The organism is Spongiactinospora sp. TRM90649, from assembly GCF_029382225.1.
In the GTDB taxonomy this organism is placed as follows: domain Bacteria; phylum Actinomycetota; class Actinomycetes; order Streptosporangiales; family Streptosporangiaceae; genus Spongiactinospora.
In genome coordinates this window covers 84,989-107,395 of the sequence record NZ_JARLTC010000035.1, presented here as the reverse complement: position 1 = coordinate 107,395, position 22,407 = coordinate 84,989, and the positions used below count along the sequence as shown (strand labels likewise).

20 protein-coding genes are annotated in these 22,407 nt (G+C 72.5%); 11 read left to right on the top strand and 9 right to left on the bottom strand.

Annotation, left to right across the window (positions count from 1 at the left end; all coding sequences use genetic code 11):
* Positions 1-49: 49 nt before the first annotated feature.
* From rsmI to P3X83_RS34345, 6 genes are all read right to left on the bottom strand, one after another.
* Positions 50-886, bottom strand: a complete 837-nt coding sequence (gene rsmI / locus P3X83_RS34370; protein ID WP_277309501.1) for a 16S rRNA (cytidine(1402)-2'-O)-methyltransferase — start codon at positions 884-886, stop codon at positions 50-52.
* Positions 887-927: 41 nt separating this feature from the next.
* On the bottom strand, positions 928-3,924 hold the full coding sequence (locus tag P3X83_RS34365) for an NHLP bacteriocin export ABC transporter permease/ATPase subunit (protein WP_277309500.1): 2,997 nt from the start codon (positions 3,922-3,924) through the stop codon (positions 928-930).
* Between the two features lie 2 nt (positions 3,925-3,926).
* Positions 3,927-6,065, bottom strand: coding sequence for an NHLP family bacteriocin export ABC transporter peptidase/permease/ATPase subunit (locus tag P3X83_RS34360; protein WP_277309499.1), 2,139 nt, complete (start codon positions 6,063-6,065; stop codon positions 3,927-3,929).
* A 77-nt stretch (positions 6,066-6,142) separates the two neighbouring features.
* Complete coding sequence (locus P3X83_RS34355; RefSeq protein WP_277309498.1) at positions 6,143-6,913, bottom strand: HlyD family efflux transporter periplasmic adaptor subunit; 771 nt, start codon at positions 6,911-6,913, stop codon at positions 6,143-6,145.
* A 150-nt stretch (positions 6,914-7,063) separates the two neighbouring features.
* A complete protein-coding gene (locus P3X83_RS34350) occupies positions 7,064-7,243 on the bottom strand; it encodes a hypothetical protein (protein ID WP_277309497.1) in 180 nt (59 codons plus the stop codon).
* 593 nt (positions 7,244-7,836) lie between these two features.
* Positions 7,837-8,502, bottom strand: coding sequence for a TetR/AcrR family transcriptional regulator (locus P3X83_RS34345; protein ID WP_277309496.1), 666 nt, complete (start codon positions 8,500-8,502; stop codon positions 7,837-7,839).
* Positions 8,503-8,605: 103 nt separating this feature from the next.
* On the opposite strand from P3X83_RS34345, the gene P3X83_RS34340 reads away from it, so the two are divergent.
* The 3 genes from P3X83_RS34340 to P3X83_RS34330 all read left to right on the top strand — a co-directional run bounded on the left by P3X83_RS34340 (position 8,606) and on the right by P3X83_RS34330 (position 12,847).
* The gene (locus P3X83_RS34340) at positions 8,606-9,568 is read left to right on the top strand and encodes an NAD(P)-dependent alcohol dehydrogenase (RefSeq protein ID WP_277309495.1); all 963 of its coding nucleotides are present in this window, start codon (positions 8,606-8,608) and stop codon (positions 9,566-9,568) included.
* A 211-nt stretch (positions 9,569-9,779) separates the two neighbouring features.
* On the top strand, positions 9,780-11,414 hold the full coding sequence (locus P3X83_RS34335; protein ID WP_346742774.1) for a phospholipid carrier-dependent glycosyltransferase: 1,635 nt from the start codon (positions 9,780-9,782) through the stop codon (positions 11,412-11,414).
* A gap of 113 nt (positions 11,415-11,527) precedes the next feature.
* A complete protein-coding gene (locus tag P3X83_RS34330; RefSeq protein WP_277309494.1) occupies positions 11,528-12,847 on the top strand; it encodes a hypothetical protein in 1,320 nt (439 codons plus the stop codon).
* Here P3X83_RS34330 and P3X83_RS34325 read toward each other — a convergent pair.
* Both P3X83_RS34325 and P3X83_RS34320 read right to left on the bottom strand, forming a co-directional pair.
* Positions 12,834-13,496, bottom strand: a complete 663-nt coding sequence (locus P3X83_RS34325) for a class F sortase (RefSeq protein WP_277309493.1) — start codon at positions 13,494-13,496, stop codon at positions 12,834-12,836. The genes P3X83_RS34330 and P3X83_RS34325 overlap by 14 nt on opposite strands.
* 6 nt (positions 13,497-13,502) lie before the next feature.
* Entirely contained in the window at positions 13,503-14,111 is a 609-nt protein-coding gene (locus P3X83_RS34320) for a hypothetical protein (protein WP_277309492.1), read from the bottom strand.
* Between the two features lie 191 nt (positions 14,112-14,302).
* Here P3X83_RS34320 and P3X83_RS34315 point away from each other — a divergent pair, with 191 nt between their 5' ends.
* Positions 14,303-14,701 (top strand): STAS domain-containing protein, encoded by a 399-nt coding sequence (locus tag P3X83_RS34315; RefSeq protein ID WP_277309491.1) that lies wholly within the window; start codon positions 14,303-14,305, stop codon positions 14,699-14,701.
* A gap of 50 nt (positions 14,702-14,751) precedes the next feature.
* Here P3X83_RS34315 and P3X83_RS34310 read toward each other — a convergent pair whose 3' ends face one another.
* On the bottom strand, positions 14,752-15,657 hold the full coding sequence (locus P3X83_RS34310) for an endonuclease/exonuclease/phosphatase family protein (RefSeq protein ID WP_277309490.1): 906 nt from the start codon (positions 15,655-15,657) through the stop codon (positions 14,752-14,754).
* Positions 15,658-16,035: 378 nt separating this feature from the next.
* Here P3X83_RS34310 and P3X83_RS34305 point away from each other — a divergent pair, with 378 nt between their 5' ends.
* From P3X83_RS34305 to P3X83_RS34275, 7 genes are read left to right on the top strand one after another with little or no spacing between them, the layout of a single operon-like run.
* Complete coding sequence (locus tag P3X83_RS34305; protein ID WP_277309489.1) at positions 16,036-16,995, top strand: Gfo/Idh/MocA family oxidoreductase; 960 nt, start codon at positions 16,036-16,038, stop codon at positions 16,993-16,995.
* On the top strand, positions 16,992-17,705 hold the full coding sequence (locus tag P3X83_RS34300; RefSeq protein ID WP_277309488.1) for a hypothetical protein: 714 nt from the start codon (positions 16,992-16,994) through the stop codon (positions 17,703-17,705). Before P3X83_RS34305 ends, P3X83_RS34300 begins: the two co-directional genes overlap by 4 nt.
* A complete protein-coding gene (locus P3X83_RS34295) occupies positions 17,690-18,532 on the top strand; it encodes a sugar phosphate isomerase/epimerase family protein (RefSeq protein WP_277309487.1) in 843 nt (280 codons plus the stop codon). Before P3X83_RS34300 ends, P3X83_RS34295 begins: the two co-directional genes overlap by 16 nt.
* A complete protein-coding gene (locus P3X83_RS34290) occupies positions 18,529-19,314 on the top strand; it encodes a sulfotransferase (RefSeq protein ID WP_277309486.1) in 786 nt (261 codons plus the stop codon). Before P3X83_RS34295 ends, P3X83_RS34290 begins: the two co-directional genes overlap by 4 nt.
* On the top strand, positions 19,311-19,739 hold the full coding sequence (locus tag P3X83_RS34285) for a VOC family protein (RefSeq protein ID WP_277309485.1): 429 nt from the start codon (positions 19,311-19,313) through the stop codon (positions 19,737-19,739). Before P3X83_RS34290 ends, P3X83_RS34285 begins: the two co-directional genes overlap by 4 nt.
* A gap of 1 nt (position 19,740) precedes the next feature.
* On the top strand, positions 19,741-21,003 hold the full coding sequence (locus P3X83_RS34280) for an MFS transporter (RefSeq protein WP_277309484.1): 1,263 nt from the start codon (positions 19,741-19,743) through the stop codon (positions 21,001-21,003).
* The gene (locus P3X83_RS34275; RefSeq protein WP_277309483.1) at positions 21,003-22,403 is read left to right on the top strand and encodes an Ldh family oxidoreductase; all 1,401 of its coding nucleotides are present in this window, start codon (positions 21,003-21,005) and stop codon (positions 22,401-22,403) included. Before P3X83_RS34280 ends, P3X83_RS34275 begins: the two co-directional genes overlap by 1 nt.
* Positions 22,404-22,407: the final 4 nt, after the last annotated feature.

Here is a 22,407-nt window from a genome sequence, read left to right as displayed (position 1 = left end):
AGAGATGTCGGCAACTGGCACGGAACGCACCCTATGCGGGGATGATCCGTCAAGCACGATGAACGACGTCGTACAACTCCCGTTTGGGCACTCCCGCCGCCTTCGCGACGTCGGCCACCGCCTGCTTGCGCGACATGCCCGCCGCCGCCAGGCGCTCGACCTCGGCGGCCAGCGCGGCGAGGTCGGGCGGCCCCGTGTCGGGCTCGTGCCCGGCGACCACGATGGTGATCTCGCCCTTCACGCCCGGCTCCGCCCAGGCGGCCAGCACGGCGAGGCCGTCGCGGCGAATCTCCTCGTAGGTCTTGGTCAGCTCGCGGCACACGGCGGCCCTGCGGCCCGGCCCGAACGCCTCGGCCATCGCGGCGAGGGTCGCGGCGAGCCGGTGCGGGGCCTCGAAGAAGACCATCGTGCGCTCCTCGCCCGCCAGGGCGGCCAGCCTGCGCGCCCGCTCGCCCGGCTTGCGCGGCGGGAACCCCTCGAAGCAGAAGCGGTCGCTGGGCAGCCCGGACACGGCCAGCGCGGTCGTCACGGCCGACGGGCCGGGCAGCGCGGTGACCGTCACCCCCGCCTCCACGGCCAGCCGGGTGAGCCGGAACCCGGGGTCGGACACGCCCGGCATCCCCGCATCGGTGATCACCAGCACGGTGGCCCCCTCGCGCAGCACCCCGACCAGCTCCTTCGCCCGCTCGGCCTCGTTGGCGTCGTAGTACGACACCACCCGCCCCCCGATCGTCACCCCGAGGTCCGCCGCCAACCGCCGCAGCCGCCGCGTATCCTCCGCCGCCACCACGTCGGCCCCGGCCAGCGCATCGGCGAGCCGCGGCCCGACATCCCCCACCTGCCCGATCGGCGCCCCGGCCAGCACCAGCTTCCCCAACTCCGTCACGCCTACATCCTCCCAGTCCCCTGCCGCGCACGAAGCGGGGATCACACCGCCTGGGAGCGGGCGAGGCGGTAGAACAGCCCGTCCCGCTGTGCCATGAGTTCCGCCGGGGTACCGGACTGGACGATCCGGCCGCCGGACATGACGATGACCCGGTCGGCCCGGATGACGGTGGACAGGCGATGGGCGACGACCACGCGGGTGGCCCGGAGACGGCCGGTGCTTTCCGTGACGACCGCCTGGGCCTCGTTGTCGAGCGCGCTGGTGGCCTCGTCGAAAAAGAGGATCTTGGGCTGGCGGATCAGGGCCCGGGCGATCATCAACCGCTGCCGCTGACCGCCGGACAGCCCCGGGGCTCCGTCGGCGACCGGCGTGCGCATGCCCATGGGCATGCGTTCGATGTCCTGGGCGAGCCCGGCCGCGCGTGCGGCGGCCCATGCCTCATCCATCGTGTACGGCTCCGCGCCGCAGATGTTGCTGAAGACGGTGCCCGCGAAGGGCTGAGCGTGCTGCAGGACGACTCCGCACTGCCGCCGGACCTCCAGCAGGTCGAGCCGGCCGAGATCGGCTCCGTCATAGCGCACGGTGCCCGTGGTCGGCCGCTCGAAGCCGATGAGCAGCCGCAGCACGCTCGACTTGCCGCAGCCGGTGGGGCCGACGATGGCGACGAACTCACCGGCGCCGATCTTCAAGGAGATGTCGTCGAGCACGAGCGGCCCGTCGTCCGCGTAGCGCAGGGAGACACCGGAGAGTTCGATGTCGCCGGTGAGCGTCTCCGGTGCGACGCTCGCCTCGGCGACCTCGGGCGGTTCGGTCAGCAGGGGCCGGACCTTCTCGAACATCGGAACCACCTGGCCGACCGACGACACAGCGGTCACCAGCTGCGTCGCCGCCGCGAGCAGCGTGGTGAACGCCATGAGGAACGTGACGAAGCCGGACAGCGACAGAGTCCCCATGGCCGGTCCGGCGAGCAGCAGGAACAGCAGGAACGTGCCGATGGGCACCGTCACCGTGTTGATCAGCGTGATGGCCGACTGGCCGCGCTGTAATCTGCGGTACAGCGCGCGGCTTTCGGCGAAGGTGAACGCCCACCGCGCGTAGGCGTACGTCTCCGCGCCCGCGACACGTAGCTTGGGCAGCCCTCGCAGGGTGTGGAACACCTGGTCGGAAAGCCGATACTCCACCTCGACCAGCTCGCGCTGCCACCGCAGCCGCCGTACCGCGATGTACGCGAAGGCGGTGCCGTGGACCAGCACGACCGACACCGCCAGCAGCCCCAGCGAAGGGCTGTAGGCGATGAGGAGAGCCAGGTTGACCACCCCGAGCAGGACGGCGTTCAAGACGACTGTCGCGATGCCGGTCAACTGCGCGCGAATGGCGTTGATCCCGAGTGCCGCGTTCGCGAGTTCGCCTGTGGAGTAGCGCCGGAAGAAGGTCATCGGCAGGCGGAGCAGCCGATCCCACACCGCCGCCTGGATCGTGGCGTCCAGCCGTCCTTCGAGCCGCACCACGGCCACCGCGTTCACCACGGCGAAAGCGGTCATCACGACACCGGCCATGACCAGCGCCAGGCATGCCTGCACCAGGAGATCGGTGCGGGCCGCCGGAACGTACTCGCCGATGATCCGCCCGCTCAGGATGGGAACGCCCAGGCCCAGCCCGAAGGCCGCCAGCCCGGTGATCAGCAGGCGGGCCAGGTCGGCCCCGGCGCCGCGCAGGCCGAAGCCCAGCAGTCGCAGCCCGCCGACGCGCTCGGGCGGCAGGGACCGGTAGAACATCACGGCTTCGGGGCTCAGGTCCCGCGCCGTCGTCTCCGTGGCCCGCCGGCGCGTGCCGTCCGGATCCACGATGTCGTAGCCACCGCGCCGCCAGAGCAGGGCGACCGGAGTCCGGTCGCCCGCCCGATGGGCGAGCAGGGGGCCGGCCTCGTTCAGCCACCATGCCCCGGCCAGACGAACCGGCCGGGTCCGGACGCGCGAGGCCGTGGCGATCCTGGTCACGGCGTCCACCCGGCCGTCCGCGGGGCCGTGCGGGAGCCGTACATCCGTGATGCCCACGGCCCGGCAGACCAGACGGCACACAGCCAGGGCGGCGTCGACGTCTCCGGCCGATGCGGCGACACCCCCGACACCCCCGACACCGACACCGCCGTCACCGCCGGCAGGAGGTCGCGCGTGCGACGCCCGCGCGGCGTCCGCGAGCACCGACACGGCCTGCCGCATCGCCCCCTCGCTGGCCTGACGCCCGGCCTGGAGACGATCGCCGTCGACCCGGCGTTTGTCGTCGATCCATCGGTCCAGGGCGACCATCGCGTCGGTGTGGTGCCGGATCAGGATCTCCCACACCATCCCCTTCGCCACCAGCTCTCCGGTCCGCCGCAGGACCAGGTCCGCGTCGGCGACCGCGGCGATCCGATCCCCCTTGGTCAGGGCGATCACCTCTCCGGCCACCCGTTCCGCGTGCCCGCCGATCCCCGTTGGCATGACCCGGCCTGAGTCGATCACCGCCCAGGCCACCCCGTCGCCGAGGACTCCGACGTCGCCCGCCGGCAGGTGAACCTCCCGCACCCCGCCGAAGGCCGCTGGATCATCGCCGGGGAAAGCCTGCCGGACGCAGTCGTGCAGCAGCGTGATCCCATGATCCAGCGCACGGCTCAGCGCCTCGTGCCGCTCGCGCAGCGACTCCTGGTTACGCGCCTGCCCGAGCGGCCACAGCGGCACCTGCCGTACCCGGCAGCCCGGCTCCGTGCGCAGCACCAGCGCGTGCCGCGTCCGGCGGGCGGAGCCGGGGATCACCGTGTCCGCCGTCACCCGGCCGACGAAATGCCACGCGCCGCGCTCGACGGGATCGACGGCGAACAGGTCCGCCGGCGCTCCCTCGATCACCCACACACTGTGCTCGCCGCCCAGCATGACGTGCCGGGCCTCACCGACCCCCAGTTCCTCCCCGAACTCGGCCAGCAGCCCGTCCCGGCCGTGCGGACCGGGCGGCGGCGGGCTCACCCGCAGCTGCCGGGTCCTGCGGCTCGGCTCACCGTCCACGATCAGCTCTCCCGGATCAGGCGGGCGTAGACGGCCCCGAGACGAAGGAGATCGTGGTGCGTGCCGCGTTCGACGACCCTTCCTTGGTCGAGGACCAGGATCTCGTCACTGTCGCGGACCGTGCTGAGCCGGTGGGCGACCAGCACGCAGGCACACCCCCGGCGGCGGAGCCTCGTGATGATCTCCGCCTCCGTCTCCGCGTCGAGGGCGCTGGTCGCCTCGTCGAGGATCAGCAGGCCGGGCGCCCGGACCAGCGCCCTCGCCAGCTCCAGGCGCTGCCGCTGCCCGCCGGAGAAGTTGCGCCCGTCCTGTTCGACGACGCCGTGGATGCCGCCCGGCCTGGCCGCGATGACCTCGTCTAGCCGTGCGTCCCGCAGGGCGGCGAAGACGTCCTCGTCCGGGATCGACGGGTCCCACAGCGTGACGTTGTCGCGTACGGTCCCCTGGAACAGGTAGATCTCCTGATCCACGAACGCGACCGACGCGGCGAGCTCGTCTCGGCCCACCTCCTCGCGGGGCAGGCCGTCAAGCGTGATCCGGCCTTCCCAAGGCTCGCCGAAGCCCGCTATGAGCCTGCTGACCGTCGATTTTCCGCTGCCCGAGCCGCCCACCAACGCGATCTGTTCCCCAGGATGCACCTCGAACGACAGTTCGCGCAGTTGCGGTGGCGACATGCGGTCGTAGCCGAACATCACCGCCTCGAAGCGCAGATGACCCACCAGGCGGTGGGTGGTGCCGGCGGAGGCCCGGCCGAACACGGCGTCCTGCTCGGCCGTCTCGACGTCCCGGATCCGAACCAGGTCGCCGGCCGTGTCCTGCAACGTCGGCACCAGGCCGGCCAGCTCGCCGACCGGCCGCTGCAGACCCGCGACCAGCAGCTGGGCCGCGACGAGCGCCCCCATCGCGAGCTGCCCTTCGATGGACCGCAGGCCGCCGAGCAACAAAACCGCGGCCGCGGACAGGGTGGCCAGGAACAGCCCCAGGGCCGACAGCCCGGCGACCGGAACGGACACGCGCTGCTGCTCGGTCAGCAGGGCGGCCTGCTGGTCGCCCCACCGGCGGAAGTAGCCGCTCTCACCGCCGCTGGCCTTCATGGTCTCGATGAGCTGGAGGCCGCTGAACGCGATGGAGTGCAGTTTCGCCCGTTCCACCAGTTGCCGGGCCACGGCGGCGCGCCGTAGCCGCAGCACCGCCCGTACCAGGACGAGGTTGAGCGACGCCACCGAGATCCCGGCCAGCGCGAGCAGCGGATCGTAGATCCACAGCAGGACGGCGTACAGGCAGGCCGTGACCACACCGGTGATGACAGGCGAGACGGTGCGGGTGAGCGCCGCGGCGATCCGGTGGTGGGCCGCCAGCCGCTCGGCGAGATCGGCAGGGGCGCGGTGGTCGAAGAAGCCGATGGGCAGGCGGAGCAGATGTCGCATGAAGCGGGCACTGTGCCCGATCGAGACGTGCATCTCCGCCTGGAGCAACTGGGTCTGCGAGATCTGCACCAGCGATGCCGTCAGCAGGATCGTTCCGGCCATGAGGGTGAAGAACGACACGAGCGGAGGCGCGCCGCCGGCCGTCAGGATGGTGTCGGCGAACCCCCGGGTGAGAGCCGGGACGACGATGGCGAAGGCCGCCAGCAGCAGGCTCGCCAGCAGCGCCGCGGCCAGGGCGGGGCGGACGCCCCCGAGCCGGTCTCGCACGTCCCGCCAGAGCGAGGACCGGTGACCGCCGGGCCGGAAGCCGGGCCCGGGGGTCAGGGTGAGCACGACGCCGGTGAAGCCGTCGCTGAACTCCTGCGCGGTCAGCACCCGGCGCCCCCGAGCGGGGTCGTTCAGATACACGACGGGCCTGCCCCGGCGGCGCCCGGACCCTTCCCAGACCACGTAGTGGTTGAACTCCCAGAACAGGATGGCGGGCGGCTGAAGCCGGGCGAGCGCCGCCGGGCTCATCTTCTTGCCCGATGCCACCAGGCCGAAGGTCCGGGCGGCCCGCAGCAACTGACCGGCCGTGGCCCCGTTCCGTGAGACCCCGCATCGCACCCGGAGTTCCTGCGGCTCGGCGTGCCTGCCGAAGTGGGAGAGCACCATGGCGAGCGAGGCCGCGCCGCACTCCACGGGTTGCATCTGCAATATCGTCGGAGTCCGCACCGGGCGGTGGGGCGTCGCACCGGCGGTCTTCCCGTCCCGGCTTCGTCGGAGACGGCCCAAGCCGTCGGCGAATGACTTCACGGCAGGATCCAGTCGATCGGCCGCCGGGCGGGCTGGTGGATCGCCCCGGTGACCGCGGTACGCGATCGCAGCCGGGACTCGGCGGTGGCGGATCGGGGCAGTTCCACCATCACCCGCTGGACAGGTCCGCCGGGGCCGGCGAGTCCGGCCAGGTCGTCGTCGCCCACGAACGCCGCGATGTCGTCCTTGGTCCACATGGTGGGGTCGACGTCCGTGACGCGGCCCCGCAGCATGCCGTACGAGCCGGCGGGCGGCTCCATCGTCAGGTCCACCCGCTGGCCGCCGCGTACGGCCGCCGCCTGCGCGACGGGCACGAAGAGCACCGCCACCAGCCGGTCGTCCGGCGCTCCCGCGTACTCGGCCACGGCGAGCGTCTCCCCACGGCGCACGACCTGCCCGTGTCGGATGGGCACCGCGAAGACCTGACCTCGTGTGGGCGCGGTGACCTCGGTCGTGGAGCCGCCGTCGCGGACGGCGGCGATCCGGCCGCCCGGCCGCACCGCATCGCCCGGCCGCACGAAGACGTCGGAGATCTGACCACCGCTGATCGCCTGAATGGGAAAGCTGCCCCGAGGGACCGTCAAGAGCCCCCTGGCCTCCACCGGCATCTGAACGCTGCCGGCGAACGCCCAGAGGACCCCGACGAGGGCGACGGCCGCCACCGCGGCCAGGACGAGCCAGGTACGCGGGCCGGTCAGGCGTACCGGCTGATCGAGGACATCGGACGCCTGGGCGGCCGCCACCGCCTCGCCACGGAATTGAATCAACGGTTTCCCTCTAAAGGGTGTGCTGGGGTGAAAGGCGATGCGCAGCGGAAAACGACCCTCTTCACGTCATGCCGCCGACCGGAACGCGTGCGACGTATCGCACCCGTTCCGGTCGAAAGAGGTTCATCGAACCAGAGAAGAAGGAATCGATCAGATGTAACTATTGATCACGTTACGCATGCGGTGCTCGATGCGCAGCAGGGTGTCCTGGCCGGACTCCCCGACCTGGCCTTCCCAGGCACCGTTGACGGTGTCCAGCTCCTCGTCGGAGAGCGGCACCTCCACGAGGTCGTCCCGCGTCTCGCGGTTCTCGCCCGGCTTCGCCGTCATGACAGTCTCCTCTCCATGGCCGGCGGCCAGGCCGCCCGGCCATCGCACGGATACGAACAGGCAGTCCGAATCGACGCATCCGACACAGCGGCCGACCGGATGTCAACCGGCCGGCCATTCCCCCCACATTCGGCTCGCGTGCGATCGCCGGCCACCAGGAACCTGTTCCACGGGCCGCCCTGACCAGGTTCGCAGGCCATCCATCGCGGACCGGTCCCGCTATTCCCGGCAGGGCCTCCGGTTGACCCGGTTCAACACCTCGCGCGCCGCCACCGCCCGGGGAATTGGATGCCAAAACTGCCTATAAATGCCAATCAATGCACTGCTGGACGGATCGTAGTCGCCCCCACAACCCCGACGCGACCAAGTGAGAAGAACAAGCGACGAGGCCTCTCAAGTACTCATCGATGAGACGTCGAAACGCGATCGCGAGGATCTGGCGCTTTCGCGGGCCGGTGTTCGCACGCCGTGACACCGGGCGCGTTGTCACCATGTTCTGGGAGGATCACTCGGCGGCGGACGCGCTCGAAGTCCCGGCCTCCCACTGAGAGACGGTGGCCCGGATCACCGCGCCGGGATTCCTGACCGGCGAATCACCCATCGAGCGGTTCGAGGTGCACGGGCGCGGCCTCCCGAACGTGCTCCGACAGAGCCGCGGGCAGCGCGATCCGGCGAAGGTCCAGCGGGGCGGGAGGCGGCAGCGGGGCGTGCCGTCCGCTCTCGAACGCCTGGAGGAGGTAGGCGACCAGGCGGCGGGAGGACGCCAAGGTGAGCGCCGGGGACTCGTCGACGAGGCCGGCGATGGCGCGGAAGAGCAGCATGAGGTCGACGATCTCGAAGTCGGGGCGGAGGCGGCCGGTGGCCTTGGCGCGCCGTACCAGTTCCGTCAGCCTTGCCTCGGCGCTCTCGCGGGCGCGCTCGAAGGCGGGGTCGCCGGGAAATCTGGCCAGGAAGGCGGCGGTGAAGCCGCGGTCGGCGGCCTGCATGGCGCACACCTTCTCGACCATCGAGCGGAAGCCGCGCCATGCGTCGGGGTCGGCGAGCGCGTCGTCGAGCACGGCGGCGCACACGGTGAGCTGCTCCGCGAACGCCTCACTCACCAGGGCGGCCCGGGTGGGGAAGCGGCGGTAGAGGGTGGCGACCCCCACTCCCGCCCGTCTGGCGATCGCCGTGAGGGGCACGTCGATGCCGTGCGCGCAGTACGCCTCGCGGGCCGCCCGCAGGATGCGGTCGCGGTTGTCGCGAGCGTCAGCACGCAACCCACGCTCCCCGGCAGGAGTCTTATGAGAAGGCTGATCAGGCATTTCTCTCACTTCCGCGCAAGTGGAGGGCATCGTCCACTTAGCAGGTTAGCGTGACGGCATGACGAAGATGATGAGCGCGGCGCTCTTCGACTCCTACGGTCCCCCAGACGTGCTGTACGTGGGCAAGGTTCCCGTTCCCACGCCCCGGCCCGGTGAGGTGCTGGTCCGGGTCCACGCGGCCTCCGTTAACGGCGGTGAGGCTCACGCCAGGAGTGGCCGGGTGCGCCTGCTGACCGGGAACCGCTTCCCCCAGCGGGTCGGCCTCGACTTCGCCGGCGAGGTCGCCGTCACGACGGCCGGCGGCCTGCGCGAGGGCGACATGGTGTGGGGCACGATGCCCCGCAACCCACGCGCCTTCGGGAGCGTCGCCGAGTACGTCACGGTCCGGCCGAGACAGATCGCGCTCGCCCCTTCCAACCTGACCCCGGTCGAGGCCGTCTCGCTGCTCGCGGGCGGCACCACCGCGCTCACCGCGCTGCGCGACAAGGCGCGGCTGAAGGCGGGCGAACGCCTCCTCGTGCGCGGCGCGAGCGGCGGCGTGGGCAGCGTCGCCGTCCAGTACGGCAAGGCGTTCGGCGCCCGCGTCACCGGTCTCGCGCGCCCGCGCAACCTGGACTTCGTCCGCGAGATGGGCGCCGACGAGGCCCTTGACCACACCACGATCCCCCTGGCCGCGCTGGGCGCCTTCGACGTGATCCTGGACGCGGCCGGCACCCGGCACCGCGAGCTGCGCGGGCTGCTGGCCCCCGGCGGGCGCATGGTGGCCATCGCCTTCGACACGGCCCACATCGCGCGCAGCCTCGGCTACATCGCCGCCTCCGCCGTGCACGGAACGGGCAGGGTGCGCTTCTTCAGCGGGAACCCGTTCCACGACATGTACGCCGAGCTCACCCAATACGTGGAGAGCGGCACGCTACGGCCCGTCGTGGACACCGTCCATCCGCTGTCCGCCGTCGCCGAGGCGCACCGCGCCCTGGAGGCGGGCGGCGTGCGCGGGAAGCACGTGATCCAGATCGTTTGACCTGGTGGGTAAAGACGGCACGGCTGTCCGGTTCCGGACACAGGCGGCACAGCCCTGTCGGAGATCTTGTCAGAACCGCGAAAACCAGAAAACACCCAGGTCAGCGCCGCCGCTGCCGGTATGGCCCAGGTCACCGGGTCGGGCCTCCGAATTAGGACTTAGGTGGTGTTTCTTATCCTCCCGTCGCTCCAGGCCCCGTAACATTGCCCGCGTGGCGGTGACGGACTTCTCTTCCCAGGCTCCCGAGGGCTCCCAGCAGGAGCCCGTGCCGGACGTGCCGCCGAAGTCGCTGCGCGACCGGCTGGTGCCGGCGATGCCGGGCAGCGTCCTGTGGGGCTGGCTGGCCCCGATCGCAGTGGCGCTCTTCGGCGCGGTCCTGCGCTTCTCCCAGCTCGGCCAGCCCAAGGCGATCGTCTTCGACGAGACCTACTACGCCAAGGGCGCCTGGTCCCTGCTCAACTTCGGCGTGGAGCGCAAGGCGCTCGGCACCGGCGAGGATCCCATCGCCGATCGCATGCTGATGAACGGGCAGACCGGCATCTGGGAGCAGTGCTCGCCGCCGACCGCCGCCCCCTGTCCCGACTACGTCGTCCACCCCCCGCTGGGCAAGTGGATGATCGGCGCGGGCGAGTGGCTGTTCGGGATGAACCCCTACGGCTGGCGCTTCGCCGCCGCCCTCGTGGGCGCGCTGTCCATCCTGATCCTGGCCCGCGTGGCGCGGCGGATGACCCGCTCCACCGTGCTGGGCTGCCTGGCCGGTCTGCTGCTGGCGCTCGACGGCCTGCACTTCGTGCTCAGCCGTACCGCGCTGCTCGACGTCTTCCTGATGTTCTGGGTGCTGGCCGGGTTCGCCTGCCTGGTCGCCGATCGTGAGGCGGCCAGGGCCAGACTCGTCGCCTGGTACGAATCCTCGCCGATCGGAGACGAGGGCCCGTGGCTGGGCTGGCGCCCCTGGCGGCTCGCGGCCGGGGCGTGCCTGGGCGCGGCGTGCGCGGTGAAGTGGTCCGCGATCTTCTTCCTGGTCGCCTTCGCGATCATGTCACTGCTCTGGGACGCCGGGGCCCGGCGCGCGGTCGGGCTGCGCAGGCCGTACCTGGGGGCGTTCCACCACGACCTGCCCACCGGGCTGTCGGCGATGGCGCTCACCCCCGCCGTGGTCTATACGGTGTCGTGGACCGGCTGGTTCACCTCCGCACTCGGCTACGGCCGCAACTGGGACCAGGCGGTCTCGGGCGGGCCGTTCTACTTCGTCTTCGACTCGCTGCGTTCATGGGTGCAGTACCAGCTCCAGGCGCTCAGCTTCCACGGCGACCTGGTCTCCAAGCACCCCTACCAGTCCGAGCCGTGGGAGTGGCCGCTGCTGCTGCGCCCGGTGGCGTTCTTCTACGAGTCGCCGCCCAACGCGTGCGGCACGCAGAACTGCTCGCAGGCCATGCTGGGCGTGGGCACGCCGGTCATCTGGTTCGCCTCGCTGGTCGCGCTGGTCGCCATGATCGCCTGGTACGTCTCCTCCCGCGACTGGCGGGCCGGGGCCGTGCTGCTCGGTTACGCCGCGGGGTGGCTGCCGTGGTTCGCCTTCGCCGTCCTGAACAACCGGACCATGTTCCTGTTCTACATGGCCCCGGTGATCCCGTTCATGGTGCTGGCCCTGGTGCTGGCCTGCGGACTGCTCATCGGACGGCCCGACGCCTCGCCCCGGCGGCACATGGTCGGGGCGGCGCTGACCGGCGCATTGGCGCTGCTCGCGCTGGCCAACTTCTGGTGGCTGCATCCCGTGCTGGCCGCCGAGATCATCCCGTACGACGACTGGCACGCCCGCATGCTGTTTAAGAAAGGCTGGATCTGAGCTGAATACGTCGTCTTTATATAGGTTTCCCTAAGGTGGGCGACGTGGGCGAGCCGATACGCACTGGTTTCGGTCATCGTCATGGCCGGGGTCCATACGGCAGACTTCGAGGCATGCCTGCACCGGATGTCGCCGCGCTCCTCAACGAACTGGAGCGTTCCGCACCCGATGTCGTCGAAGACGCCAGGACCGCCGTCGAGTGGCTGACGGGCGGCGAGCCGCTGGAGTCCGTGACGCAGTTGGACGTCTGCGAATTCCTCTGGTACACGCTGCCGCTGAAGGTCAGCGGCGACGAACGCGAGCACGCCGCCATCGCCGACGCCCTCGGGCGGCTGCTCGACCTCGGCGGTCTCACCCGCTACGCCGCGCTGTGCCGTTCGCACACGACCACGCGGATCCTGCGCACCTACGCCCGCGACGGCGACGAGGCGGGCGGCACGGCCTACCAGGCCGCGCTCGACGCCACCGGCGTGCTGCCCCCGGACGTCCCCGATCTGCGGTGGAGTTCGATCATGGGGCCCGAGGAGCTGGGCGCGCACCTGGCGTGCTCGGCGGCCCTGGAGCTGGCGATCGTGTCCGGCGAGCTGGAGCCGGGCTCGCCCACGTGGAAGGACCAGCGCGAGGCGCTGACCCGGCGCTGGCTGACCGAGCCGCGCACCGACCTCGGCGGCGACTGCTGGCTGCACCGCGTGCACGGCGAGCGGCTGAACCGCTGGGTGCTCGGCCGGGGCGCGCAGCGGCGCGAGCTGGCCCAGCCGTTCGAGGTACGCCTGCACGCGCCGGTCCCGCTGCCGGGCGGCGACGTCCTGGGGCCGCTGCGCTGGCTGCTGCGCGGCGCGGCCGACCCCGGCGGGCTGCCGCTGACCAGGAACCACCACCTGTCGCGGGCGCTGAGCACGGAGGCGGCCGATCGGTTCGGCTGGAGCGAGGGCCGCCGGGTGCGCGGCGAATCCGACGTGCCGGTGCTGGCCACCCTGCGCGAGGCCGCCCAGGGCGAGCTGAGCGCCCTCGGCCGCGAGGGCAGGCGGCTCACCCTCACTCCGGCCGGCCGGTGCCTCCTGGACGATCCCGCGCGGCTGTGGGACGCCGCGGCGGCGGCCCTGCTCGCGCCCGGCAGGGGCGAGCACGACTTCGAGGTGTCGGCGCGGGAGGCGGCCCTGATGCTGCTGGCCGACGGCGCCGCGGTGACGGCGGCCGAGTTGCGCGAGCGCGTGGCGGGCGTGGTCAGCGGCGAAGGCTGGCAGCCCTCCTCCGGCAACGACCTGAGCGGCCCGCTCGGAGCGCTCCTGCGCCGCCTGGCCGCCTTCGGCCTGATCGCGAAGCCCCCCACCGCCGACGGCCACATCCGCCTCACCCGCTGGGGCCAGTCCGCCGCCCTGGCCGCCCTCCGGGCCCACGCCCTCCGCCCCCGCCAGTACGTCAACGTCGGCTGACCCCGTGCGCCGGGACGGCGTGGGCGAAGGCGACGATGTTGTCGAGGTACTCGCGGCCGGCCGGGTCGTAGCGTCCGCCGCAGGTGACGAGGCGGAGGGTCGGCGCAGGAGTGGGGCCGTAGACCTGGCGGGCCGGGAAGGCGGTCTTGGCGTAGACCCTGACCGCGTTCACCTCGAAGGCGGCGAGGCTGCCGTCCTCGCGGCGGATCTTCACCTCGTCGCCGGGCCGTAGCCGTCCCAGGCCGTAGAACACGGCGGGCCCGGACGACGCGGTGTCCACGTGGCCGAGCAGGGTGGCGGGCCCGCGCTCACCCGGGGTCGCGCCCTCCTCGTACCAGCCGACCAGGTTGGGCTCGTGCACGGACGGCACCGCGATCGTGCCGCCCCAGCCGCGCCCCACGGGCTCGATCGGCGCCGAGACGCCGATCGCCGGGATCGACAGGTGCACCGGCACGGACCGGCGCAGCACCGCGACCCTCGCCCCCGGCCCCGGCTCGGCGACGACCTCCTCCTCCTGCCGCTGTTGCTCCGGGACGGGCGGCGGCGCGTAGTCCCGGTTGCCCACGGCGTCCACCGCGAGCGCGGCGCCCGCCACGAAGAAGGCGCACGCGGCGGCCTTGAACAGCGCCTCGCCTGGCGAGATCCGCACTCCCGCCTACCGGCGCGCGGCGGCCCGCCTGCGGCGTGCCAGGGCGACCAGGCCGCCGGCCACGGCGACCACCCCGAAGCCCGCCCCGACGCTGGCGGCCGGGCTCACCGGAGCCATCGCGGTGGAGCCGCCGCCGGTCGCCGGGCCGTAGTCGGGCCAGGAGTCGTAGTCGTCCTCGTCGTCGTAGTACCCGCCGTCTTCGCCGTTCTCGTCGCCGAACCCGCCGTGACCGCCGTCGCCGTAGCGGCCGTCGCCGCCGAGCCCGAACAGGCCGCGGAAGCGGTCACCGTCGCCGACGTCGAGCCACGCGTCGCCGTTCACCCAGTCGGCGTCCTCCGCGCACCTGCCGCGCACCCGGTGGTGGCCGGGGCGGCCGGAGACGGTCACGTCGACGCTCCGCTCGCCGTTGAAGTCGACCCGGCCGAAGGCGTCGGAGGTCACGTACGCGTTGGAGTAGTCGTCGCAGGGGATCGTGACGCGGGCGACGCCGCCCTTGTGGACCGACCTGGGGCTCACGCTGGCGCCGTCACCGTCCTTGGCGCCGATACCGCCGTTGGCGTACGTCAGCACCCCGAACGCGATGGCCACGCCCACAGCGGCACGAAACACAGTCACGAACACTCCCCGACATCCACGCGATCAATGTCTGCTGTGTTCCCGCACGTCCCCCCTGGGATGTTCACGGCATCACCAAAGATCACCGCGTGTTACACCATGACCCACCAACGGTGATATTTCGACTATTTCGTCTATCTGACGATTAAATATCTCGTCCACGGGCACTAGGCCGCAAAGGAGGTGTGTCCATGGTGGCATTGGACGGCTTCCCGACCCTAGAAATCCGGACAGAATGTCATGGGTGCTCCCGCACCCTGTTCCTCGCCGGTGAACTCGACCTATCCGCCGTTCCCCTGGTCGAACTGCACGCCTTCCCCGCGCCCACGGACGCCGAGGGCGCCGGTCAGGATCTGGTGATCGACCTCGAAGGCATCACCTTCTGCGACTCGTCGGGCGCCGCGGCGCTGATCCGCGTGCTCGAACGCACCAAGCGCGCCAAGGGACGCCTGACGCTCACCGGGATCCCCCGGCAGATCAGGCGCCGGCTCGGGCAGATGGGGGTGATCGACCTGTTCCACACGGCCGAACCGGACGACGCCGAAGGGCGGCCGCCGCGCGCTCCGGCCCGGTCGGTGAGCCATTGGTGACGCCCAGGTCGGAACAATCGTCATTCCGCGATTTCCGGCCGCCGTGACGGTCAGGATCCGGCCCCCCGGACGGCGGGCCGCCGGGGCAGCGCGATCTCCGCGTAGATCGGGCGGTGGTCGGATCCGGTCGCGCCGTGGTCCACGTGGCAGCGCCGGACGCTCCCGCGCGGGGCGAAGAGATAGTCGATCTTCCGCAGTGCGCCCGTCCGCGCCTGCTGGTAGGTCCAGCGGCCGTTCGCCGCGCCGTCGCACTCGCCGTAGGCACGGTAGAGCGCGGCCACTGCGGGCCGCCGTGGCGTCATGTTGAGGTCGCCGCCGAAGATCGGCACGTACCCGCGCCGGACCGCCAGCGCCCGCAGCTCCCTGATCTGCCTGGTCCGGTACGGCGCGCCCGCCTGCCGGTCGTCCACCGACAGCCCCGACGACAGGTGGGTGCCGCACGCGTTGACGCGCACCGCCGGGACGACCGCGCAGATCGCCGCCCGCCGCACGTACCAGGACGGGGCGGTCAGCGGGTGGACCGTGAAGACCGCCCCCGGCCCGGCGACCGCGACGGTGACCCCCTGGGTGCCGCGCGGGCGGTTCTGCCGGTCGGGGTGACACGCGTACGGCCTGCCGTCCCACGCCGTGGTGAGCCCCCACGACCGGACCGTCCACTGCCGCCCGGTCCGCCATTCCAGGGCCAGCTCCAGCGCGAGGTCCGCGCCCGTGCACGACTCCTGGAGGAAGATCACGTCGGGCCGGATCTGGCCGGTCACCGCCTGGCGGCCGATGTTCCAGGCCAGTTCCTGGGGGCTCATCCGGTAGAACGCGCAGGCCGGGTTGGTCGCGGCGCACACGTTCCAGCTCATCACCGAGATCGTGCGAGCCGGAGCCCCGGCTTGTCGCCCGGTCGAGGCCCCCGGTGAGACCAGGGCGAGGGCGACCCCCAGGGCCAGCACGGCATGTGCGGTCATGGCCGCACATACAACCACACATTCCCCGAGGTCACGACATCACGACCGATGGCCCTGGAGCGCTCCAGACCGAGGCTCGTCACGAGCCCGGTCACTACAAAATTCATGAAACGAGAGCCGAGGTCATATTCGCCCGCTCGCATTCGAGCCCTGGTCACATTCGTCCGCACATTCCCGGCGAGTTCGCCCCTGGCGAAAGTCCATGGGCGAGTTAGGGGCGGCCACTCCGGCCGCCCCGCCTCTCCCAAAAGCACTGAACATCCCATCTACCTGCACGTTTCCCCATCAATATCCCTCTTGGCAGATAGAGAAAGACTGGATGCGATCAATACGACCTAAAGGGTTGCGGGTGTGTCGAAACTTCGGCTTAGATTTGGCATGGTTCGCAGGGGGACCGATGTACTCCGGCCGGCCTATGGGGGCACTGTGCGGGTTGCGATCATTGGCTTTGGGCGAGCGGGCAGGCAACATGTGGAAGCGATTAATCGCGCCGGAAATGTCAGCCTGCACTCCGTTCTGGAATCCAGCGAAAATGTAGACGTCTCTCCTCACCTCCGCGCGCCCTCGTGGGCCGCGGTCCTCGACGATCCCGCCATCGACGCCGTCGCGCTGTGCGTCCCGCCCGACCGGCACGCGCCGCTGGCCACCGAGGCCCTGGCCGCGGGCAAGGCCGTGCTGCTGGAGAAGCCGCCGACGACCTCCGTCGCCGAGCTCGACGACGTGATCGCCGCCGGCGGGGTGGCGGCGGTCATGCTCCAGCACCGCTTCCGGATCCCGGCGGAGGCGCCGGCCGACTGGAACGGCCGGTCGGCCGCCACCCTCCTGGTCAGCCGTCCGCGCGACACCGAGCACTACACCGGCTGGCGCGGCGACCCGGCCCAGGCGTTCGGCGGCATCACGGCCCACCTGGGCGTCCACTACCTCGACATCGCCTGCCAGTTGCTCGGCGAGGTCGAGCGGGTCGAGATCGGCGACCACCGGGAGTGCGCGCCCGGCATCGACGTCCGGGTGTCCGGCACCGTCGTGTTCCGCTCCGGCGCCACCCTCGCCTTCTGCGTGGCCGCCGACGCGGGCGCCCGGCTGGAGCAGCTCGTCGTGCTCGGCGAGGGCGGGCGGCGCTTCGAGGTGACCGACGGCGTCACCACCGTGCACGACGGCCAGGGCGGCGTCGGCCGCCGATCCGCCGCCACCGCCACCGCCCTCGACCTGCGCACGCGGGTCTACGAGGAGTTCGCCGCGGGCCCGAGGCTGTCCGCGCTCTCACGGGCCAGGCCCGCCCTGGTGGTGCTGGAGGAGATACGCCGCGCCGGTTCCCCGGCCGAGGCGGTCGCGCGATGAGCGCCCGGCTCGGGCTCTCCTCCGGGTCCGTCCCCCGGCTCAGCGCCGCCGAACTGGCCGCGCTGACCCGCGCCGGGGGCGGCGAGGTGGTCGATCTGCGCACCGGCAAGGGCCAGCGCTGGGAGCACGACGGCATCCCCGCGCTCGACGGCCTGCCCGTGGCCTTCGTCGGCGTGTCCCTGGTGCTCGGGCGCGACGACGCCGCCGACGGCCTCGCCGCCGCCAGGCGCTTCCCCGGCCGCCCGGTCAAGGTGTTCGCGGCCGAGGGCGCCGCGCGGGCCAGGATCACCCTCGACCAGATCGCCACGCTGAGCCACGACCGGGAGCCGCGCGACATCCTCGTCGAGACCCACCGGGGCGGGGCCGCGCCCGCCGAGCTGGCCGAGCTGTGCCACCGGCACGGCTGCGCCCTGGTGATCGACAATCTGGGGCTGCACGAGATCTCCGGCCACGACGACGACCCTCATGGCCCGCATGTCCTGCGGGAGCTGGCGGCGCTGGCGCGTGCCGTCCAGGTCAAGGGGTTCACGCCGGCCAGGCCCGGCGAGCGGCCCCGGCACCGGGCGCTCACCGAGACCGACCTGACCTGGCTCGACGCCTTCGCGGGGCGGGCCCCCGACATCACCGTCGAGTCCCGGGCGGGCACGCCCGCCGCCGACCTCGCCGTGCTCGGCCGCGCGTGGAGGGACCTGACGTGCGCCTGTCCATAATCGGCGACGAGATCGACCAGGACCTGCTGACCGTCGCCCGCGACGTCCGCGACCGCGGGCTCACCGGGGTCGAGATCCGGTCGGTCGGCAATGTTCGCCCGCACGAACTGACCGATGACCGGCTCCGCGAGATCCGCGAGGTCCTGGCCGTGCACGGGCTCCGGGTCGCCGGGTTCTGCCCGCCGGCGCTGAAGCAGCCGCTGCCGCGCACCGACGCCGAGGTCGCCTCGGCCAGGGCGCTGCTGGCGCGGTCCGTAGAGCAGGCCCGCGTGCTGGGCTCGCCGCACGTGCGGATCTTCACCTTCTACCGCGAGGGCGAGCCCGATCCGCGCGGGGCGGCGGCGGTCGCGCGGGAGGTCCTCTCCGGACTGGTCCCCGGCGACGGCGTCCGGCTGCTGGTCGAGACCGGCACCCGGACCAACACCCCGACCGTCGCGCTCACGCTGCGCTTCCTCGACGCTCTGGGCCGCGACGACCTGGGCGTCCTGTGGGATCCCGGCAACAGCGTGTTCAGCGGCGCCGAGCCCGTCCCCTTCCCCGGCGAGTACTTCGCCGCCCGGGAGCTGATCGGCCACGTCCACGTCAAGGATCCGGCCGGAACCACCGGATACGTCCGGCTCGGCGACGGCGACCTCCCGTGGGCCGCGATCATCGGCACGCTGGCCGCCGACGGCTACACCGGCTGGCTGTCGCTGGAGACCCACTGGCGGCAGGGCCGCACGCTCACCCAGCGGGAGCGCGACGAGCCGTGGGGCGACGCCTTCAGCCGGGGCGGACGGCAGGCCAGCGCCGAGTGCATGCGCGAACTGGTCAGGCTGGCGACATGAGCCCCGGGGCCCCCGTCGTGCTGCTCGGCGCGCAACGGTCCGGCACCACCGCACTGGCCCACGCGCTCAGCAGGGCCTACGCCGACGCCGGCGGCCTGTTCACGGTGAACGGCAAGCTGCCCTACCTGCTGCCTCGCTGGTGCACCCGCGCCGACCTGGACGGCCGGCACCTGCGCGCCGACGAGATCACCTTCGCCCTGAGCCGCAGGCCCCCGGGCGGCGAGGGCGCCGGCCTCTGGACGGCCCGCGTCGCCGAGACCCTGCGCCACGCCGCCGCCCGCGTCGCCGAGGGCGAGCCCGCCGACCCGCGCGAGCTGATCGCCGACATCGTCGCCGAGTCCTACGCCGGGTGGCCGTTCTGGGGCGACAAGTACAACGAGTACCTGCTCGACCTCCCCGCGCTGCTGGCCGCCGTCCCCACCGCCCGCCTGGTCCTGCTGGTGCGCGACCCCGGCGAGGTCGCCGCGTCCGTGCTGGCCTGGACCGGCGATCGCCCCTACCGCCCGGCCACCCTCCGGGGCGCCTACGCCAAGTGGGCGGCCTGGCACCGGGGCTGGCTCGACCTGGCGCCCACGCTCGACCCCGCCCGGCGGCTGGTGATCGGCTACCGCGAGCTGTGCGCGGGCCGCGAGACCGCGCGGCTGAGCGACTTCACCGGCCTGGACCTCGTCCCCTACCTCGGCGGGCTACGCGCGTCGCGGCGTCATCCCGGCGCGCCCCCGCCCGATCCACAGATCACCGCCGTCTGGCGGAGCGTTCGCGAAATGGAGCACGTGCGATGAGCCCGATTTCCGACCAGGGCTACGGCCCCGACCATGAGTCCCCCTTCGGCTACAGCCTGCACCATGTGCAGCTCGCCATCGCCGCGGACAGCGAGGACGCCTGCCGGGCGTTCTACGTCGGCCTGCTGGGGATGACCGAGATCCCCAAGCCGCCGGTCCTGGCGGCCCGGGGCGGCCTGTGGGTGCGGGCCGACACCCTGGAGATCCACCTGGGCGTGGAGGGCGACTTCCGGCCCGCCCGCAAGGCCCACCCGGGCATCCGCGTGGCCGCCCTGGACGAGCTGGCCGAGCGGCTGACCGCCGGTGGCGTCGAGGTCACGTGGGACGACAACTTCCCCGGCCACCGCCGCTTCTACGCCCATGACAACTCGGGGAACCGCCTGGAGTTCATCCAGCGGGACCCCAGCGTGCCAGCGGAGTGGTGACATGACCGGCTTACTCGGAAGACTGGTCGGCCTGCCCGACGTCCCCGCGGTGCGCAGGTGGGCCTGGGTCGCCGTGGTCGACTCGCTCGGCACCGGCCTGATGCTGCCCCTGGTGATCATCTACTTCACCCAGATGATCAAACTCAGCCCGGTGATGGTGGGCCTGGCCATGAGCATCGCCGGTCTGGTCGGCGTGGCGCTGGTGCCGGTCGGCGGCGCGCTGGTCGACCGGATCGGCGCCAAGCCGGTGGTGATCGGCGCGTTCGTGCTGGCCTCCGTCGGCGTCGCCGGTTACATCCTGGCCGACGGCTTCGCCCTGCTGGTCGCCGCCGTCCTGCTGGCGCAGATGGCCGACGCCACCGGACGGCCCGCCAAGCACGCCTTCATCGCGCAGATCGCCGAGGGCGAGACCCGCAACCGGCTGCTGGCCTTCAACCGGTCGATCCGCAACGCCGGGTACGGCGCGGGCGGCCTGCTCGCCGCCATCGTGCTCGGCATCGGCACCCGCCCGGCCTACATCGTCGCCATCGTGCTCGACGTGCTGACGTTCGTGGTGGCGGCGATCCTGGTGACGGCCATCGCCGCGCCCCCGCCGAAGGCCGTCCCCGCCCCCAAGGACGGCGAGCCCGCCGCGCGCGGCGGCTACCGCGAGGTGCTGTCCGACTGGCGCTACGTGGGCCTGGCCGGGCTCAACGCGCTGGTGCTGCTGCACGGCAACGCCTTCATCGTGGGCATGCCGCTGTGGCTGGTGCACCACACCACGATCCCGCAGGCCATGGTGGGCGTGCTGTTCACCGCCAACACCGTGATGGTCGTGCTGTTCCAGGTGCGGGCCACCCGGGGGCTGTCCGGCCCGGCCGACGTCGGGCCGGTCTACCGGCGCGCGGCGCTGACCTTCGCCCTCGCGGCGGCGGCCTACGTGCTCGCCCAGTACGCCGGTCTCTACGTGGCGATCGCGGTGATGGCCGTCGCGGTGGTGCTGCACTCCATCGCCGAGCTGTCGGCCTCCGCCGGGGAGTGGACGGTCTCCATCGGCCTGGCCCGGGAGCACCTGCGGGGGCGCTACCTGGCCGTGTTCGCGCTCGGCGACTCCGCCACCAAGGCGGTCGGGCCGGTGCTCGTCACCTTCCTCATCACCGACCTGGGGTCGGTCGGCTGGATCGTGCTGCTCGTGCTGATCAGTGGCGGGAGCCTGCTCAGCGCGCACCTGACCGCGCGTCACCCCCGCACGGTGGGGCCGCGCCCGGCGGAGGTGGCCACCTGATGCTGAGCCTTCGTGATCTCGTGGTCGCGGTCGGCGGGCGCGACGACGAGGTGGTCATCCTGCGGGGGGCCGATCTCGACGTGCCGCCCGGCGCGACCGTGATCGTCCAGGCCGCCCGAGGGTCGGGCAAGAGCGTGCTCGGCGCGGTGCTGCGCGGCAGGCTGCGGCCCCGCTTCGGCGAGGTGCGCGGCAACGCGCTGATCATGGACGACGCCGACCTCGTGCCCGCCGAGCACCTGTCGGCGCTGCTGGCCAGGCGCCGGACGGCGGGGCTGACGACCGTCCTGATGTGCACCGAGGTGAGCGCCGAGCGGCGGGCACTCGCCGACCGCGTGTACGTGCTGGCGCGGGGCGCGCTGGTCCCCGAGCCCGCCCCGGCCGCCGCTCCGGCGGAGCTGCGCATGCCGTCCGGCGAGGTGCGCGACCGCGCGGTCACCGCGCTGCGCGGCGCGGGCGCCGACTCCGGCACGGCGGGCCTGGTGGCCGACGTGCTGGTCGAGGCCGACGTGCGCGGCCACCACTCGCACGGCGTCGGCCTGCTGCCCACCTACCTGGAGCGCGTCGAGAAGGGCGGCATCGACCCTGCCGCCGAGCCGGTCGTCACCGAGCGCGGCGCGACCGCCAGGATCGACGCACGCGCCGGTTTCGGCCAGGTGGCGGCGGCCCGCGCGGCCGAGTGGTGCGCGGCCAAGGCCGCCGAACTGGGCGTCGCGGCGGTCGCCGTGCACGGCAACAACCACGTCGGGATGATGGCCGCCTACCGGTGGCCCTTCCAGCGGCGGCGCGTCATCGGCCTGCTCTACAACATCTCCGGCCCGAGCCTGGCCGCGCCCGGCGCGGTGCGCCCAACGCTCGGCAGCAACGCCGTCTGCATGGTCACCCCCGCCGACGGCGACGAGCCGTTCGTGGTCGACTTCGCCACCGGGGTGGTCGCGCTCGGCAAGATCCGCGACGCCGCCTACCGGGGCGAGGGCATCCCGCCCGACTGGCTGCTCGACCGGGAGGGCCGCCCCACGACCGACCCCGCCGACCTGGAACGGGGCGGATCCGTGCCGGTCTTCGGCGGTTACAAGGGGCTGGGCGTGACCATCATGGCCGAGGTCCTGGCCGGGATGCTGGCCGGTCAGACCATCAGTCCGCTCGTCGCCAAGCAGCGCAAACACCCCGAGCAGCCGATGAACGCCAGCCAGCTCTTCATCGGCCTGTCGCTCGACGCCTTCGGGCTCACCGCCCCGGGCAAGCTGGTGGACGCGCTGCGCGAGGCCGTCGCGGACGGCTACGCGGGCGACCCGCCGATGCCCTACTTCCCCGACCAGAAGGAGGCCGCGGGCACCGCTCGCGCCCGCCGCGAGGGCATCTCGGTGGCCCCCGGAGTCGCCGACGCGCTGGGGTGGAGGTGACGGC